The 14226-nt window shown below is 68.8% G+C and carries 19 protein-coding genes; 10 read left to right on the top strand and 9 right to left on the bottom strand.

The window, feature by feature from the left end; genetic code table 11:
• Positions 1-715 precede the first annotated feature (715 nt).
• Positions 716-907, top strand: coding sequence for a hypothetical protein (locus ABD793_RS07715; protein WP_344856833.1), 192 nt, complete (start codon positions 716-718; stop codon positions 905-907).
• A gap of 920 nt (positions 908-1827) precedes the next feature.
• On the opposite strand, the gene ABD793_RS07710 is transcribed toward ABD793_RS07715, so the two are convergent.
• The 3 genes from ABD793_RS07710 to ABD793_RS07700 form a co-directional block, all read right to left on the bottom strand.
• Positions 1828-2022: a hypothetical protein gene (locus ABD793_RS07710; protein WP_344856831.1), complete on the bottom strand. Its 195-nt coding sequence runs from the start codon at positions 2020-2022 to the stop codon at positions 1828-1830.
• A gap of 138 nt (positions 2023-2160) precedes the next feature.
• Positions 2161-3045 carry a maleylpyruvate isomerase N-terminal domain-containing protein gene (locus ABD793_RS07705; RefSeq protein ID WP_344856829.1) on the bottom strand — a complete coding sequence of 295 codons (885 nt, stop codon included), beginning with the start codon at positions 3043-3045 and terminating at the stop codon, positions 2161-2163.
• On the bottom strand, positions 3042-3410 hold the full coding sequence (locus ABD793_RS07700; protein ID WP_344856827.1) for a hypothetical protein: 369 nt from the start codon (positions 3408-3410) through the stop codon (positions 3042-3044). The genes ABD793_RS07705 and ABD793_RS07700 overlap by 4 nt, the downstream gene beginning before the upstream one ends.
• Positions 3411-3474: 64 nt before the next feature.
• Here ABD793_RS07700 and ABD793_RS07695 point away from each other — a divergent pair, with 64 nt between their 5' ends.
• Entirely contained in the window at positions 3475-4137 is a 663-nt protein-coding gene (locus ABD793_RS07695; RefSeq protein ID WP_344856825.1) for a winged helix-turn-helix transcriptional regulator, read from the top strand.
• A 285-nt stretch (positions 4138-4422) separates the two neighbouring features.
• On the opposite strand, the gene ABD793_RS07690 is transcribed toward ABD793_RS07695, so the two are convergent.
• On the bottom strand, positions 4423-4653 hold the full coding sequence (locus ABD793_RS07690; protein ID WP_344856823.1) for a hypothetical protein: 231 nt from the start codon (positions 4651-4653) through the stop codon (positions 4423-4425).
• Positions 4647-5123, bottom strand: a complete 477-nt coding sequence (locus ABD793_RS07685) for an oxidoreductase (protein ID WP_344856821.1) — start codon at positions 5121-5123, stop codon at positions 4647-4649. The genes ABD793_RS07690 and ABD793_RS07685 overlap by 7 nt, the downstream gene beginning before the upstream one ends.
• 56 nt (positions 5124-5179) lie before the next feature.
• On the opposite strand from ABD793_RS07685, the gene ABD793_RS07680 reads away from it, so the two are divergent.
• The 4 genes from ABD793_RS07680 (at position 5180) to ABD793_RS07665 (ending at position 7055) form a co-directional block, all read left to right on the top strand.
• Positions 5180-5767, top strand: a complete 588-nt coding sequence (locus ABD793_RS07680) for a TetR/AcrR family transcriptional regulator (protein WP_344856819.1) — start codon at positions 5180-5182, stop codon at positions 5765-5767.
• A gap of 67 nt (positions 5768-5834) precedes the next feature.
• The gene (locus tag ABD793_RS07675; protein ID WP_344856817.1) at positions 5835-6392 is read left to right on the top strand and encodes an acetoacetate decarboxylase family protein; all 558 of its coding nucleotides are present in this window, start codon (positions 5835-5837) and stop codon (positions 6390-6392) included.
• A gap of 90 nt (positions 6393-6482) precedes the next feature.
• Positions 6483-6662, top strand: a complete 180-nt coding sequence (locus tag ABD793_RS07670; RefSeq protein ID WP_344856815.1) for a hypothetical protein — start codon at positions 6483-6485, stop codon at positions 6660-6662.
• Between the two features lie 258 nt (positions 6663-6920).
• Positions 6921-7055, top strand: a complete 135-nt coding sequence (locus ABD793_RS07665; protein ID WP_344856813.1) for a hypothetical protein — start codon at positions 6921-6923, stop codon at positions 7053-7055.
• 221 nt (positions 7056-7276) lie between these two features.
• Here ABD793_RS07665 and ABD793_RS07660 read toward each other — a convergent pair whose 3' ends face one another.
• A complete protein-coding gene (locus tag ABD793_RS07660; RefSeq protein ID WP_344856811.1) occupies positions 7277-7972 on the bottom strand; it encodes an SDR family NAD(P)-dependent oxidoreductase in 696 nt (231 codons plus the stop codon).
• 226 nt (positions 7973-8198) lie between these two features.
• Here ABD793_RS07660 and ABD793_RS07655 point away from each other — a divergent pair, with 226 nt between their 5' ends.
• Positions 8199-8996: a class II aldolase/adducin family protein gene (locus tag ABD793_RS07655; RefSeq protein ID WP_344856809.1), complete on the top strand. Its 798-nt coding sequence runs from the start codon at positions 8199-8201 to the stop codon at positions 8994-8996.
• Positions 8997-9041: 45 nt separating this feature from the next.
• Positions 9042-9617 (top strand): helix-turn-helix domain-containing protein, encoded by a 576-nt coding sequence (locus tag ABD793_RS07650; protein ID WP_344856807.1) that lies wholly within the window; start codon positions 9042-9044, stop codon positions 9615-9617.
• Between the two features lie 272 nt (positions 9618-9889).
• Here the strand turns inward: ABD793_RS07650 and ABD793_RS07645 are convergent, their stop codons facing one another.
• The 3 genes from ABD793_RS07645 to ABD793_RS07635 all read right to left on the bottom strand — a co-directional run bounded on the left by ABD793_RS07645 (position 9890) and on the right by ABD793_RS07635 (position 12021).
• Entirely contained in the window at positions 9890-10030 is a 141-nt protein-coding gene (locus tag ABD793_RS07645; RefSeq protein ID WP_344856805.1) for a hypothetical protein, read from the bottom strand.
• Positions 10031-10041: 11 nt separating this feature from the next.
• Positions 10042-10419: a hypothetical protein gene (locus ABD793_RS07640; protein WP_344856803.1), complete on the bottom strand. Its 378-nt coding sequence runs from the start codon at positions 10417-10419 to the stop codon at positions 10042-10044.
• A 150-nt stretch (positions 10420-10569) separates the two neighbouring features.
• A complete protein-coding gene (locus tag ABD793_RS07635) occupies positions 10570-12021 on the bottom strand; it encodes an aromatic amino acid ammonia-lyase (protein ID WP_344856801.1) in 1452 nt (483 codons plus the stop codon).
• Positions 12022-12108: 87 nt separating this feature from the next.
• Here ABD793_RS07635 and ABD793_RS07630 point away from each other — a divergent pair, with 87 nt between their 5' ends.
• Together ABD793_RS07630 and ABD793_RS07625 are read left to right on the top strand one after the other, a co-directional pair.
• Positions 12109-12930 carry a MurR/RpiR family transcriptional regulator gene (locus tag ABD793_RS07630; RefSeq protein ID WP_344856799.1) on the top strand — a complete coding sequence of 274 codons (822 nt, stop codon included), beginning with the start codon at positions 12109-12111 and terminating at the stop codon, positions 12928-12930.
• Complete coding sequence (locus tag ABD793_RS07625; RefSeq protein WP_344856796.1) at positions 12896-14224, top strand: MFS transporter; 1329 nt, start codon at positions 12896-12898, stop codon at positions 14222-14224. Before ABD793_RS07630 ends, ABD793_RS07625 begins: the two co-directional genes overlap by 35 nt.
• Positions 14225-14226 lie beyond the last annotated feature (2 nt).

Raw genomic sequence — 14226 nt, 5'->3', positions numbered from 1 at the left:
TTCCCGGCGGGATCAACGGTTCGACCAGCGCCCACAACTCGTCGGGCACCAGCCGTCGCGACAACTCGTCCATCACAGCTCATGATCATGCCCACACCTCAACCAACAACCAAGTGAGACACGCTCTAAGACACGCTCTAAAGATTGTCCCGTAATGATGAAGCGTGTTGGCGGGTTTGCGGGGTGATGATGGAGCCGTGCTCTGCCGTGACGCCTGTCAGGTCGTCACGGTCAGGTTGCGTGTGCGGGCGATGCCGTGGGTCGCGACCCGGGCGCGGGCGCTCTTGTGGACAGTACTGAGGTCTTCTTTCCATTGTGGCAGTGATGGTTGTCCTCTGCGGGGTTTGCGCTAGGGCGTGATCACTTCGGGGTTGCCTCGGTAGCCGCAGTCGGCCATGACTTGCTCCACGTCAAGATCATCGATCCCGGCGTGACGTCCTCACGGGACAACCTTGAGCAGTGGCTCGTCGGCCACGGTGGGCCTCTTTTCCTGCGAGAGGTCAGCGGCCCGTTCAGCCTGGCCGTTGCACGGGCCACACTCGACCTTCCCTGCCGCCAAATCCCGCCCCGATCGGCGGAAGGACACCGAAACACGGGGGCATGGAGCGACGCTGTCGCCTATCCGGGTGATAACAGGCGTGGTCCGCATAGCCCGTACGGCCCCGGGTAGCCGCACTCGGAGCATCGGAGATCCAGATCACGAAGGAGTTCCGCCGTGAACACCCGCATCCAGCTCGATCCGACCAGCGTCGCGGTTCCGTGCGAACGCTGTGGCCGGTCGACTCTGCACGTCGCGCGGCTCGTCCGAGAAGACGGCACCCCGGTCAGCCACACCATGGTGTGCACGACCTGCACCCCGCACCAGCACCAGAGCGCGGTGCCGAACCGTCGCATCGCGACCGGGTGAGGTCATGGTGGGTGACGTCTTCGGAGCGGCGTAACGCGCCAATGACCTTGCGAACGTCTGTCTTGCCGTTCCCGGCGACCGAGTACAACCGGTAGCCCGTGACCCCGGTCAGCCAGACGAGGCAGTGCGTACACGGTGCAGCACTCCCGTCCGCGCCCCAGCGTCGTCCTCGTAGTACCGCGCAACAATCCGGATTCCCTCCATCGGCTTGTTTGCACCGGGCGCGGATTTTGTCCTTCCGGACCGCTCCGCACACGGCGAGGTCGTTCCGGTGCAGGGACCTTCGCAGAAACTGACGTGGTTGAAGTAGGCCGAATTTGTCGAAAGCGTTCTCCCGCTCGTCGGGAACCGGTAATGACCGGACGGTGCATGTGGTGCTCGGCCGGCCGAACAAGACCGAGCGCTGTCGCCTCATGCCAGGCAGCCGGTCAGCAACTCTATTCGCCGCCTTCTCCGGCACCATTACCGTCTTCTCCGTCCGGTTGGCCGCCGTTTCCGCGCTGCCGGGCTCCGTCACGGACGTTGGCGTACGTGCCGAGGTGGGCCTCCCGTCAGGTGTAGGTGAGGGCGGCGAGCTCGGCCAGCAGGCCGGGGGGCCAAGCCAGCATTCGGGGATGGCAATGGCGCGGCTGCCGGGGCGTCCGGCGAAGACCTGGTTGTAGTACTGGACGAAGTGGGCGATCGTGAACAGCGGGGTCTCACCCTCGTGTCCGGGGTCTTCCACCGCGGGCGGGGCGACGAAGGCGGAGAGCACCGGCCTGGCTTGGGGTGCTTCATGAACGGCTCCAGTGCGCGCCGGACGCTCATCCACACGGCGTCGGCGGCCTCCGCGACCATCCCGGTTTCGGATCGCAGGTTGTAGGCCAGTTGCGGAAATTCTCGTTGCATGAGCTCGGCCGGCTCCTGGTCTTCGGGTTTCGTCAGGCCCAGGTGCTGACATCGTCCAGGCGCCGGTGGTACCGCGCGGCGGCCAGGAGGTACGTCTGCGGCACAATCCGGGCACGGGCGCGGAACACTTTGTCGTTGCCGCCGATCTCTTCCATGCCGAGTACTGAGGTTTCGATCAGCGTCTCTGCGCGACGCAGCGCCACCGCCGCCTCGTCACAGAAACTCACCGCCTGACTGCAAATTCTCGCCGTCCACGACCCCCCGGCACGCCGCTGGGAACCCACACGGCTACGCCTGCGGCTGTTTTCCACCGCGCCCGACGACCGGTGATGGCGTGACCGTGCTGGTGCAATCCGGCGAACGGGCTACGGGGGGCTCATGACGGTGAGCACGCGGGCGAGTTTCCAGGGCCGGGGTCCCCAGGCCGCGAGCTTTCCTTCGAGAAGCGGTTTCCATATTCTTTGCCGGCCGATGAGAACCAGCATGAGAGCCGGGGGGTCGGCCGAGATGTGGGCGTCGACGTCGCGCGCAGGTCCCGTGTCGAGCGTCAGCGAACCGCGATCGATGGCCATTACCGTGCTTCGACCTCCGCGCAGGCGCAGTTCGATCCGGGCCCGGAAGGATCCGGCCATCTCCTGATTCACGAAAGCAGTGGGCGGCAGCGCCGCGATCAGCGGCAGCAGGAAAGCCTCGATCGCGAGCAGGGCATGGTGATGCTGTATCGGCCACCGGCGCCCGGTGGCTTTGGCGATGTCGTGGCCGTGGATGAGGCACTCGTTGAGCAGGTGACAAGCCACCACCGAAGGTGGCAAGCGGGTGCCTTGCAGCCACTCGACGGTGGCCGGTCGCGGACGCGACGCGACGTCGTCGAACCTGGTGGCCAGCGTGCCGATGCGATCCGCGAGTGCGGCTGGGTCCCGTTCGCCGTCCTCGGCCAGCAGCTTCGCGGTGGCCTCGGCTATGCCGGCCTTCGTCACGATGGCTTCCGGGACCGGCCTTCCGGCGATGGCGTCGGTGTCGGCGCGAAGAGAATGGGACAGGTGCGCCGCGACCTCGCCCGCCGTCCACGTACCGATCGATGCGGAGTCGGGATCCGGGATGCTGCGCACAAGTGTGACGAGGCGGGGGAAGACGTCCCGCAACGCCGCACGAGCTTGGACCAGGGTGTCGGGTTGGCCGGTGGATGGTGCGGCCGGGCCGGTCCCGGCGTCGGGATCCGGGCCTCGCTCGGGGTGCGGGGTGCCGGTCATCGATTCACTCCCGTGCCGAGCGGGCTTCCCGCGGTCGTTGTCCCGATGGCGACTGGGGCCAGTCGGCGCTTGGTGCACGGATCGTCGCCGTACCTCCGGCGGTGCCCGGCAGCAATCATCGCCTTGGCGGAGACGGTAAACCGCCGGATCAGTTCGGGGCCGGCCGGGCCTTCCCCGCCGTATGCGGCCAGTGTGGCTTCCGACAGCCCTGGGCGGACAACGAAATCCACAACCACGGCATGCTCCTCGGGCGGATACCGGTAGCCCTGCCGGGCCGAGAACAGTCCGAAGCCCTGGTAGCCGAAGGCAACGCGGCGGCTCTCGAGTTTGCCGTCGACCCATGTCGGTCTCGCCGCGTCGGCCATCACCACACTCCTTTCACACGAAATCAGTCTTATCAAGCTGACTTGAGATTGTAAAGTAGCGGGTATGAGTCGAAGCTATGGCCAGTACTGCGGTCTCGCCCGCGCGTTGGATGTGGTGGGCGACCGGTGGAATCTGCTCATCGTCCGCCAGCTGTTGATCGCTCCGGCTCGCTACCGCGAGCTGCTCGACGGGCTCCCCGGCGTGGCCACGAACCTGCTCACCGATCGCCTCCGCGACCTCGAGACCGCCGGAGTGATCGAGCGTCGGCTAGCCGAGGAAGCCAACGCCGTCAGGTACGCACTCACCCCGTGGGGCGCCGAGCTGCGGAAGCCGATCGAGAGCCTCATCCGCTGGTCCACACCGCTCATGGTGCGTGGTCCAGGCGAGGACCACTTCCGCGCCGACTGGCTCGTCGTGCCCCTCCGGGCCCTGCTCGCGGGCAAGGCGGCTCCTCGCCGGTCATCGACGGTGGGGATCGCGGTCGACGATCAGCTTTTCCAGCTGCGGGCGACGCGGTCGGGTGTCGAGGTGAGCCCGCATGACGGCGGCGACCTCAACGCCTTTGCCGCCGTTGTGCGCGCTGACGTCACGATCATTCTCGGGCTGGCAGCGGGCGCGCTCACCCTCGACGACACCCGTGAGCTCGTCGACATCGAAGGCGACGAAGCTGCGGTACGAGCCATCTTCAACGCCCGCCCCGACCATGCCGGCGGCTCCGTGCACTGAGGACCAGTGGAAAGTGGACCGGAACCCGGCACCGACTCCTACCGCGCTCGGTGTCCACGGGTAGTGCCGTCGCGGGTGGCTGGCTTCGGGTGGCCAGCCAGCTGCGGTAGCCGCGCAGGGCACGGCGTAGCAGGAGGGTTTCCGTTGCCAGGGCGAGCTTCGGGTTGATCGACGGCCGGCTCGCCCGGCCGGATCCGAGCCGCCGCAGCTGTCTGCGGACCCGTGCCATCCCGGCGGCGAGCATCTCCTCGGCCACCGGACGCCGGACGACGCCGCCGGTCGGCATCAGCGGCAGCGGGCTCGTCCGGGCGAGTTCTTCGGCCAGGGTAGGAAATACGCCTCGCGAGCGAGTGTCCGCTCGTCCGCGGAGCGGCCCGACATCGCGGGGCTCTCGTAGCTGCCACCGGACAGTTCGACCAGATCGACAGCGAGCCTTGCCAACAGATCGATCACCGCGCGGGCGTCGGCCGAGTCGAATCCGCCGCGCTGGAAGTCGGCCGAATTCAGTTTCACCACGCCGGCTCGACTACCTCTCGGACGGCGTGCACGATATCGAACAGGAGGCGTGCGCGGTTCTCCAGCGGACCACCCCACTGGTCGGTGCGCTTGTTCACCAGCGGCGAGAGGAACTGCGAGAGCAGGTAGCCGTGCGCAGCATGGATTTCGACACCGTCGAACCCGGACAGTTCGGCGCGCCGGGCGGTCTCGGCGAACCGTGCCACCGTCGCCGTGATCTGCTCCGCCGTCATCTCGACGGGCTGCGCCAGCCGTTTGCTCTGCTTGCCGACGTCGACCTTGATCGCGGACGGGCCCCAGGCGACCCCGGGCAGATTGGCCAGCACTTGCCGACCGGGGTGGTTGATCTGCATCCAGACCTGCGAACCGCCGCTCTTCGCGGCCCGTGCCCACTCGCGGAACGGTTCCAGCGGCGAATCGGCGTCGAGAACGATCCCCGCGGGGCCGGTGAGCGCTTCGGCGTGCACCATTTGGATCTTGCAGTATGTTTACGGTGCTCACATGAGAGCAGGAGGCAATGTAAGCGATGTCAACATCCAGTAAGGCCGGTTACCACCACGGCAACCTGCGAGAGACGTTGCTGACCACCGCGATGCGCATGCTCGAAGAAGGCGAGTCGTTCTCGCTGCGCGCCGTGGCCCGGCGCGCAGGCGTGTCGCCGACGGCCCCTTACCGTCATTTCGCCGATCGGGACGCACTCGAGTCCGCCCTCGCCGCCGAGGGCCTCCGAGATCTCAAGGCCGATCTGCTCAAGGGCGGCGAGCCGCCGAGGTCGGTGTCCGACCTCGCGGAGTTCGGCAACGTCTACGTCAATTTCGCCCTTCGCCGGCCCGCACTGTTCCGGCTGATGTTCGGCAACGAATGCGACGATACGAACGACGATCGCGTGCGCGCCGCGGCCGAGGTGCACGAGTTGCTCGGCGGCGTTCTGGGCGGCATCTTCCCCGACGCCGACGCGCCGTCACTCGCCACCGCCGGCTGGGCGCTGGTGCACGGCCTGGCCTGCCTTCACCTGGACGGAAAACTGGCGACCACCTCCCCCGACGAGGTCGCCAACCGGGTGCGTTCCTCGTTCGACGCGATCTTTTCCGCCCGAGCCTCAGCCTCGAAATGAGCCCGAGGCCGAGCTCGGCGGCCGCACGGTCACGGTCCCGAGAGGTGGCCTGTACGACCGGTTCCGGATGGACACCGACCTGGCCGAGGTCGCTCGCGATCCGAGGGTCAGCAGCGTGGACTTCTTCCGCCTGCTGCCCAAGACGAAGGTCGACTCACCGATCGGGCCCACGCGCACGCCGAACTTCTACTACCGGATGTCCTCCACGCGGCTCACGATGCTCGCGCCCTCCCGTGCGATCCGCGCGCAGCTGCCCAAGGAACTGGCCCCGCTGGAGGTCGCGCCGGAACTGGGCTCGGCATCGCTGATCTTCTTCCGCTACGACGTGTGCGACATCGACTTCTACACCGAGGCCGCCGTCGGCGTCGCCGTGAAACCGGCCCGCCATGGCCGGCTCGGCTTCATCGACCTCGTCGCGGCCCTGAAGAACGACCACCTCGACACCTACGTGCTGTCCCTGCCGGTGAGCACGGACATCGCCCAGGTACGGGGACACGACGGCTACGGCTTTCCGAAGTGGGTCACCGAGCTCGACGTGGACATCGACGACAGCCGCACCATCGCGCGCGTGGCCGACGACGCCGGCGACACCGATCTCGCACTGTCGGTGCCGACCCCCGCGTAACACACCTTTCCCAGCGGCGAGCGCGTTTCGACGCTGACCTCGTATACCTCGATCGACGGTGCGTGGCATTCGACCCTGAGCCAGACCAACGTGCTCGCGGCCGGCAGCACCACGTTCCCGCGCGACGTCGACCTCCACCTCGGCCGTGGGCGGATGGCCGAGGACCTGCAGTCGCTCAAGCCGATCAGAACGGTGCGGCTCGACGTCACCACCAAAGGCCAGCTCGCGTTGCACATGCCCGTGCCGATCTCGGTTCCGAACGCGGCATAACCGCCCCCGGCGGTTTTCGACGACTGGAGGTCACGCTCGCCACCCCCGCCGGCACGACGCCGGTCGTCGACCAGCTCAGCCTCGGCATCAACGGCGGCGTTCTCCCGCACACCGCCAAGAAGCTCAAGACCGAACTCCAGCGGCTCGGACCTGCGCTCCGGCTGCCGGCCGATCTGTCCGAAATGGACCCCGACGATTTCGACGTCGTCTTCTACTCCGGCGGGCACGGACCGATGGAAGACCGCCTCAAGGAGGCGGGTGCGGACTACACGTCCGGCCTGCCGCCGAGGTCCAAAGGTCGTCGTGGACCGCAACCTCTACACCGGACAGAACCCCGGCTCCTCGGCCGCGCTCGCGCGGCGGATCGTCGCCGACGTCACCGGGAAGGAGTAACCCCTGGCAACCACCGACCCCTCGACCGACTCTTCCGTCCACGCCGCCGGCATGGTCCACGACTTCCCGCTCCTCGGCCGCGCTCGACACCAGGGCCGCCAACGTCGCCCGCACACTCGCGATCGACGCACTGGAAACGGCGCTGCGGTAAACCCGGCGAGCCGACCGGGTGGTCGGCGCCGTCCGGTTCGGCGGGTGCTCGGCACCATGGCTCTCGCCTTTCACCATGGCACGACGCCGTGCCGGTCGGTGAAGGTGTTGGTCGGGCCGTCGGCGCCGATCTGGGCGAGCGCGACGATCGCGTCCGTGCCTTCGGTGACCGTCTGGGTGCCGCTGTTGCCGTTGAGGTCGGTGGCGGTGTAGCCGGGGTCGGCGGCGTTGACGCGGAAGCCGGGCAGTGCCCGCGCGTACTGGCTGGTCAACATTGTCACCGCGGCCTTCGACGACGGGTAGTCCAGCGCGGTGAACCGGCCCTCGGCCCGCTCCGGATCGTTGGTCCGCGTCAGTGAGCCCAGTCCGCTGGAGACGTTGACGATGACCGGGTTTTCCGAAGCTTCCAGCAACGGCAGGAAAGCACGGGTGACCCGCACGATCCCGAACACGTTGGTGTCGAATACCGCGGCGAGGTCGTCGACCGTGGTCTCGGGCACGCTCCGGACGGCGCCACCGACTCCGGCGTTGTTGATGAGGACGTCGAGGCCGGTGCCCGCGGCACGGATCGTCTGCACGGCGGCGGCGACGCTGGCATCGTCGGTCACGTCGAGCTGCACGAAGCGTGCACCCAGCGCCTCTGCTGCGGCCTGGCCCGCGGCACTGTCGCGCGCGCCGAGCCAAACATCCTGGCCTGCCTCGACGAGGCGGCGGGCGGTCTCCCGGCCGATGCCCTTGTTGGCTCCGGTGATCAAGGTCGTGGTCATCCCCCGATCATGACGTCTCCCGCGACGCCGCGAAAGAGGACCCGTTCAGACAGGAAGCCGCCCAGCTCGCCGGTGGAGGACCGGTTCGAGCAGAGCACACTTCCCCGGCAGGCAAAGGCACCGCGACGACGTTGCCCCTGAGGCAGTTCGAATTGCCTACCAGGTTGACATCGCGACCTCGGCGACGCATGCTTCGCACTACATCGCACCCGAGGAGGACCCCACGATGACTCCCCCGGCCGACCGGACCGTCCAGGACATCCCCCAGCTGGACCTGCCCGAACTGGGCGAGTCCGCCGAATCCCCCGCTGCCGAACGCGAACGCCGCAAACGCGAGCTCGCGATCACCTTCCGGCTCTTCGCCCGCTACGGTTTCGACGAAGGAATCGCCGGGCACGTCACCGCACGCGACCCGGAATTCCCGCACCGGTTCTGGGTCAACCCGTACGCCGTGCACTTCTCCCGCATCAAGACCAGCGACCTGCTGCTCATCGACGAACAAGGGCACGTCGCCGAAGGCAACGCGCGCACCAACAAAGCGGCCTTCTGGATCCACTCCGCCATCCACCACGCTCGCCCCGACGTTATCGCGGTCGCCCACGCACACACCATCCACGGCCGCGCCTTCTCGTCGCTCGGCAAACCGCTCGCCCCGATCGTGCAGGAATCCTGTGCGTTCCACGACGATCACATCGTCTTCGACGAATACCGCGGACTGGTCCTGGAAAAGACCGAAGGCGAACGCATCGCGCAGCGGCTCGGCGACAAACGCGCCGCCATCCTCCGCCACCACGGCCTGCTCACCGTCGGGCGCACGGTCGGCGAAGCCGCCTGGTGGTTCATCACCATGGACCGCGCCTGCCAGATGCAGCTCCTCGCCGACGCCGCAGGCACGCCCCGCGTGATGACCGACGAAGAAGTCCGCCTCGCGCACCGCCAATTCAGCAATCCCACCATGGCCCGGCACAACTTCGCCCTCCTCGCCGACCTCGTCGTCGAACAGGAACCGGACGTCCTCGACTGACTCGGCTCGGTTCCCGGAATTGCCCCGTTCTGTAGGGTTACCAGGGTGGCAGCAGTGGACGACATCGACCTGCGGGTGAGCGAACGGCTCCGCGAACTGCGTGCCGAACGCGGGATCACGCTCAGCGCACTCGCCGAGCAGACCGGCATTTCCGCACCACACCTGTCCCGGCTGGAAAAGGGCGAGCGGCAGCCATCGATCGGCGCACTGCTGCAGCTGGCGCGCGTCTACGGCGTCTCGGTGAGCCGGCTGGTCGAGGAACGCGAGGAGGACGACCTGCACCTCGTCCGGGCCGGCGACGCACCGGTGCACCTAGGACAGGACGGCCGCTACACCGTGCTGAGCGGTCCACGGGCCACTATCGCAGTGGTCCGCATCGAGCTGGCGGCAGGGAAACCGACCACCCTGGCCGAACACGTCGGCGAGGAATGGCTGCACGTCGAGTCCGGCACCGTCCGGCTGACCGTCGACGATCGCAAGGAAACCCTGGAAACAGGCGATTCGGCGCACTTCGACTCGGCGCGCCCACACCGGCTGTCCGCGGCGAACCGCCGGTCCGCAACCGTGCTGATCGCCTCCAGCGCAGCGACCGTGCCGATGCGCCACCCGGTCCCGCACTGAACCGGTGCGCGCGCTTTCTCCATACCGGGCGGCCAGGCTGCTGATCATCCAGCGTCCGGCAGCGGCCCGGCCGGCATCCGGATCGGCCTCACCTGTCTCGACCGCGGTGGCCAGTGCGTCCGGAACCCGCCTCGGGGTGATCCGAGTTCCAGCACCCTGATTTCGAGCTGTGAGAGCCGATTTCATGTCGATGTCGGCCTGCCGGACGTCCAGCGCGACCAGTTCCAACGCGCGCCCCACCTTCACCCGGCGGGTCCGGACCTTCTCCGAGCTCAGCCGGGCCGTCGTCCGCCGCCACGCACGCCCCCGACGGCCGCGCCGGCCAGGACCACCACCGTCAGCACCGAGACCGCACCGAGCACGATCGGCCGCGCCGGCGTGGAAAGCCCGAGCGCGCTCCCCCATCCGGCCACGGCGAGCAGGATCAGCGCGGGAACCAACCCCGTGCGACCCGCAAAGTCCCGCTGTCGGCGAACTCCCCGCACCACGCGACCGGCTGGCGGCGCACCCGGTGTCGTGACACAGATCCCGGGTCACCAGTCCGCCCGCGTCGAGCAACGATGTCGTCGAACTGGGTTCGCCCGCCCTCCACGTGCGGGTTGGTGGCATCGAGGTCACCGCCGACGCGGATCCGGTCCGCGATCAGCGCCGGCCACGGATCGGCGGATTCGTCGTCCGCAGCGCCGATCCCGGGCGAGTCTCGTGGCACGTCGGTCAGCCGGGGCCCGCGCAACCCGCGATCACCGTCCGCTGTGGTCCCGGTGAGTGAAGCGAAGCCGTTGGCGGAGAACCGCTCGGGCATAGCGCGCGGCACCCGCCACGGATGCTCTCGCCGGTCCGATCACGGCGCCGTCGCGGCCCCGTCGTCCGGCGCCTTGGCGATGCTGCGGACCAGCTGGACGTCGTTGCCGGTACGTAGGTTCCGGGCCTTGCGCCGGCCGGCCGCACTCGGTTACAGCAGGGCAAGTCTGCCGAGGAGGGTTTCCGCCAGGCTGATTTCGTTGCTGAGCGGGTGGTCCTCGGTGGTGTGCGGCAGGACGGAGGACGCGAGCTCGAACGCTTCGCGCAGTGGCGTGTCCGGCAACGGGGTGCCGGCGAGCCGCAAAGCCCTTGTCGCGCCGAGGAGTTCGCAGGCGAGGACGGTGCGGTACGCGGCGGTGGCGGCGACGGTGCTGCGCACGGCGTGCGTGGAAAAGCTCGCGTGGTCTTCCAGCCCGCGCGAGATCACCGCGGTGCCGAGGGTGACCGGCGATGCGGCGTGGCGCAGTGTGGCGAGGGCGTCGTGCGCGACGTACTCCAGGATCATGATCCCCGAGCTGCCGGCGGGCCCTTCGGCGAGGAACGGCCGCAGTTCGCTGAGGTCGGGCTCGACGAGGTCGCTCAGCCGCGCCGCGGACAGTTCCGTGACGTGGTGCAGTGCGGCACGCAGGTGGTCGAAGGCGAGTGCCACGTGCGCGGTCGAGAACTGGCCGTGGTGGTAGGCCTGCTCGGTCTCGATGTCGATGAGCGGGTTCTCCGCGGCCGCGTTGAGGTCGATGTCCAGCACCCGCTCGACGTTCGCCGCGGCTTCCAGTGCACTGCCCTGCACCTGGGGGAAAGCCCGCAGCCCGAACGGGTCCTGCAGCCGCCGTCCCGGTGGCAGGTCGTCGGCCGCGGTCAGCAGACGGCGCAGCTGCGCGGCGCACCGCACCGAGCCGGGATGCGGCCGGGCCTGGTGCACGCGTTCGGAGTACGCCTCGGCCGACCCGCCGAGCGCGCAGAACGTCAGCGCGGTCACCACGGTGCTCGCGTCGAGCAGCCGGGTCAGGTCGTGCCAGGCCAGCACGGCCTGCGCGAGCGTCGCGGCGTTGCTGGAGATGAACGCCAGCGCGTCGCCGGGACTGATCGCGACGGGATCGAGCGCGCCCGCCGCCCACGGCAGCTCACCGGCCAGGGTCAGCGCGACCTCGGCGAGCGAGGTCAGATCGCCGGTGCCGATCGCGCCCCGCGAGTGCACCAGGGGTTGCGCGCCCACCCGCAACGCGGTTTCCAGCGCCCGCAGCAACCGCGGGTGCACGCCGCTGCCCGCCGCGGCCAGCTGGTTCAGCCGGACGAGCATCGCCGCGCGCACCGCGTCACCGGGCAACGGTTCACCGGTGCCCGCGGCGTGGCTGCGCAGCAACCGCAGCCCGTGCTGGTCGACGCTTTCCGGATCCACCACGGTGTGCCGGTTGGCCCCCACCCCGGTGGTGCGGCCGTAGACCGCTCGTTTGGCGCCCAGTTCGACGGCGAGTTCGTAGCTCTGCCCGGCCCGCGCCATCGCGTCCGGGCCGAGTTCCGCCCATGCGCTGAGCCGGGCCACCCGCACCACGTCGGCACATCGGAGCCCGGTCCCGCTGATCTCGATTCGGCTGCTGTCGGTCATCACGGCCCCACTTGACAAGTTTTCATTCACTCTTAAGGTTACATGAAACTATTCATTCGCCCGGAGGGCAAGACGGCGGGAGGTCCGATGCCCCGGTCGCTGCACGATCTGCTCGCCGCGCACCGGCTCACCCCGGCGCAGCGGCGGATCGCCAGCTACCTCGCCGACCACGCCGCCGACGCCGCCGCGCTGACCAGCGCCGAACTCGCCCAGTGCGCCGAGGTGAGCCAGCCGTCGGTCACCCGGTTCGTCGCCCTGCTCGGTTTCGACGGCTACGGCGAGTTCCGCCGGTCCCTGCGCGAGGCGCCTGTCGAACCGCCCGCCGAAAGCGGCAACAAGTTCCAGGCCGCGATCGACGCCGACCTGCGCAACCTGAAGGCACTGCGGGCACAGCTCGCCGACGACACCCGGCTGCGCGGTATCGCCGGGCGGCTGATGGACAGCAGGCCGCTGGTCGTCACCGGCTACCGGGTCTCCGCCGCGCAGGCCTCGTCGTTCGCTTACCTGGCCCGGAAAATCCACCCGGACGTCCGGCTCGTGACCGACGCGGGCAGTGTGTTCGGGGACGTCCTGCGACACGCACAGCGGTGCGGTGCCGAGGCGATGGTTCTGTTCGCGCTCCCCCGGTATCCGCGGGAAAGCGCCGAAGCACTCGAGCAGGCGCGCTCACTCGGACTGCGCACCCTGCTGATCACGGACCGCCCGGTGTCCGTGCTGACCCCGTCCGCCGACGACGTGCTCGGCGCGGGTGTGGCCTCGGAGTTCGTCTTCGACTCCCACGCCGCGGTCGTGTCCCTGTCGGTGGCTCTGGTCGAGGCGATGGCCGACGCGGCCGGCGCGCTCGCCCGGCAACGATTGGAAGGCTTCGAAGACTATGCCGCAGACCAGGACCTCTTCCTCGCCGAGTGAGACCGCCTTCGACGACGTCCCGCTCAACCGCTTCCACCTGCGCATCACCGCGCTGACGTTCTGCGCCAACTACTCCGACGGTTACGAACTCGGCATCATCAGCATCGCGCTGCCGGTGATCGCCGGACGGCTCGGGTTCGGCTCGGTGTGGGAGGGGCTGCTCGGCGCGTCCGCGCTGATCGGCATCTTCCTCGGCAGCGTCCTGGTCGGCTGGGCCGCGGACAAGATCGGCAGGCAACGGCTCTACACCCTCGACTTCCTGCTGATCGCGCTCGCCTCGGCGGCGGAGTTCTTCGTGGCCGATCCGGTCCAGCTGTTCGTGCTGCGGCTGTTGATCGGCATCGGCATCGGCGCCGACTACGCACTCGGGCCGACGCTGGTGGCCGAATTCGTACCCCGCAAGTACCGCGGCGGGCTGCTCGCCTCGCTGACCGTGCTGTGGACCGTCGGCTACGTCGCGGCGTTCTTCTTCGGCAACTACCTGGTGGCGCTCGGGGACGACTCCTGGCGCTGGCTGCTGGCCAGCAGCTGCCTGCCGGCCGTCGTGGTGGTACTGCTGCGCATCGGCGTACCGGAGTCCCCGCGGTGGCTGCTCACCCAGGGCAAGCTCGACCAGGCCCGCGCCGTGGTGCGCAGGCTCGGCGGCGACCGGACCGCGTTCGAATCGCTGGTGCGCTCGCACCGCGGCGAGCGCCGGGCCCGCTACCGCGAGCTGTTCGGCCGGAAGTACTGGCGGCACACGGCTTTCGGCGCGATCTTCTACAACGCCCAGGTCATCCCGTACTTCGCGATCTACACCTTCCTGCCGCTGATGCTGCTGAAGATGGGCGTCGGCGACGAGGACACCACCAGCGACGGCCTGCTGAACCTGTTCCTGCTCCTGGGCAGCCTCGGCGGGTTGTGGGCGGTGGCGAAGGCCAGCAGGCGGGGGCTGACCATCTGGTCGTTCGTGGTGCTCATCGCGGCACTGGCGCCGATGGCGATCTGGCCGGACGCGCCCACCGCGGTGCTGTTCCCGCTGTTTCTCGTCTTCACCTTCACCATGTCCGGCGCGGTGAACCTCGATCAGGTCTACCCGGCCGAGCTGTTCCCGACCGACCTGCGCAGCTCCGGCGTCGGCCTGCTCAACGGCCTCAGCCGGATCGGCTCCGCGGTCGGCACCTTCCTGCTCCCGCTCAGCCTCGACAGCATCGGTTTCTCCCCCACCATGCTGGTGCTCACGCTGGTGCTGGTGGCCGGGCTCGGGGCGTCGTTGCTGTGGGCACCGGAGACGAAGAACGCCACGCTGGACTGACC

Origin of the sequence: Amycolatopsis ultiminotia (assembly GCF_039536925.1) — a bacterium.
In the GTDB taxonomy this organism is placed as follows: Bacteria; Actinomycetota; Actinomycetes; order Mycobacteriales; family Pseudonocardiaceae; genus Amycolatopsis; species Amycolatopsis ultiminotia.
Note: the sequence above shows the minus strand (reverse complement) of the source record. Positions and strands in the feature narration are given on the sequence as shown.